This is a genomic window from Bartonella sp. AD328YNZD, assembly GCF_042196425.1.
Map to the genome: position 1 here is coordinate 1 of NZ_JBHIQG010000392.1, position 2,090 is coordinate 2,090.

General features: G+C 40.0%; 1 protein-coding gene and 1 pseudogene. Both read left to right on the forward strand.

Features of this window, described 5'->3' with window-relative positions; genetic code table 11:
- The coding region (locus tag ACFIO3_RS12105) for a ribosomal protein L7/L12 (protein ID WP_375704524.1) at positions 1-117 on the forward strand (117 nt) is incomplete at its 5' end.
- 288 nt (positions 118-405) lie between these two features.
- A pseudogene (locus ACFIO3_RS12110) lies at positions 406-2,090 on the forward strand (DNA-directed RNA polymerase subunit beta); the annotation flags it as partial.

Consider the following 2,090-nt stretch of genomic DNA (forward strand, 5'->3'; position numbering starts at 1 on the left):
GCTAAAGATCTGGTTGAAGGAGCACCCAAGCCTATTAAAGAAGGTGCTTCTAAAGAAGAGGCAGAGAAAATTAAATCCCAACTTGAAGCTGCTGGTGCTAAAGTTGAACTTAAGTAAATTTAATTTTATTGGCGAACATTTATGTTCGCCGATTTTCTTTCTTTTAATAAAGAAAGAAAATCGTGAGTAGAAAACCTTGTCCCAACGGTTTTGTCACAATAATGGGATAGGTTTTGATTACTCATCCTGTCATCATAGAGTCAAAGAGATAAATGGCTTATGTTGGTGGGGAAAGTTAATGATGCTCATTATTGGGTGTCAAGTGAACTGGTCTGCATATGCAGGTTAATGATATAAGGCTTTCAAGGTTGGTCTACCTTGAACAGTAAAGATCAAGGAGCGATGATGGCTCAGACTCTTGCAATGATGTCTCAATTCAATGGTCGTAAGCGGGTACGTAAATTTTTTGGTAAGATTCCTGAAGTGGCAGAAATGCCGAATCTTATTGAGGTTCAAAAAGCGTCATATGATCAGTTTCTCATGGTTGAGGAACCGGAAGGTGGGCGACCAGATGAAGGTTTGCAGGCTGTTTTTAAATCGGTATTTCCTATTTCAGATTTCTCCGGTACAGCTATGCTTGAGTTTGTTGGTTATGAATTTGATTTACCGAAATTTGATGTTGAAGAATGTCGCCAACGTGATTTAACTTATGCTGCACCATTAAAGGTCATATTACGTTTGATTGTTTTTGATGTTGATGAGGATACTGGCTCCAAAGATATCAAAGACATTAAAGAGCAGGGCGTTTATATGGGCGATATGCCTTTAATGACGACGAATGGTACCTTTATCGTTAATGGTACAGAGCGTGTTATTGTTTCCCAGATGCATCGTTCTCCTGGTGTCTTTTTTGATCATGATAAAGGGAAGTCGCATTCATCGGGAAAGCTTCTTTTTGCTGCTCGTGTTATTCCATATCGTGGTTCTTGGCTTGACATTGAGTTTGATGCTAAAGATATCATTTATGCGCGTATTGATCGACGGCGCAAGATTCCTGTTACCAGTCTTTTGATGGCATTAGGTATGGATGCGTCGGATATTTTGTCAACGTTTTATGATAAAGTGACTTATGAGCGTGATGGACAAGGATGGCGTGTTCCTTATTCTGTTGATCGCTTTAAAGGAATGAAGCTTATTTCTGATCTTATCGATGCAGATAGTGGTGAAGTTGTTGCTGAGGCTGGTAAAAAGCTAACAGTTCGTACTGCGAAGTCTTTAGAAGAAAAAGGTCTCAAGGCGGTTAAAGTTAGCGAAGATGATTTATTAGGTTGTTATCTGGCCGAAGATATCGTCAATTACGAAACAGGTGAAATCTACCTTGAAGCTGGTGATGAAATTGACGAAAAAGTATTGAAAATTTTGCTTGATGTCAGTGCTGATCAAATCAATATTCTTGATATTGATCACATGAATATTGGAGCATATATCCGCAACACTTTAAAGGTGGATAAAAATGAAAGTCGGCAGGATGCGTTGTTTGATATTTACCGAGTAATGCGTCCAGGAGAGCCTCCAACAATCGATACAGCAGAAGCAATGTTCCATTCTTTGTTTTTTGATCCAGAGCGTTATGATCTTTCAGCTGTTGGACGTGTTAAGATGAATTTGCGTATGGATCTTGATTGTCCAGATACAGTTCGCATTTTACGTCAAGAGGATATTCTTGCTGTTGTTAAGATGTTGGTTGAATTGCGTGATGGTCGTGGTGAAATTGATGATATTGATAATCTTGGCAATCGTCGCGTTCGTTCCGTTGGGGAGTTGATGGAAAATCAATATCGCGTTGGTCTTCTTCGTATGGAACGTGCGATAAAAGAGCGTATGTCATCGGTTGAAATTGATACAGTTATGCCGCAGGATTTGATCAATGCAAAGCCTGCAGCAGCAGCAGTTCGTGAGTTTTTTGGGTCTTCACAATTGTCGCAGTTTATGGATCAAACCAACCCATTGTCGGAAATTACCCATAAACGCCGTCTTTCTGCTCTTGGTCCAGGTGGTTTGACTCGTGAACGTGCGGGTTTTGAAGTTCG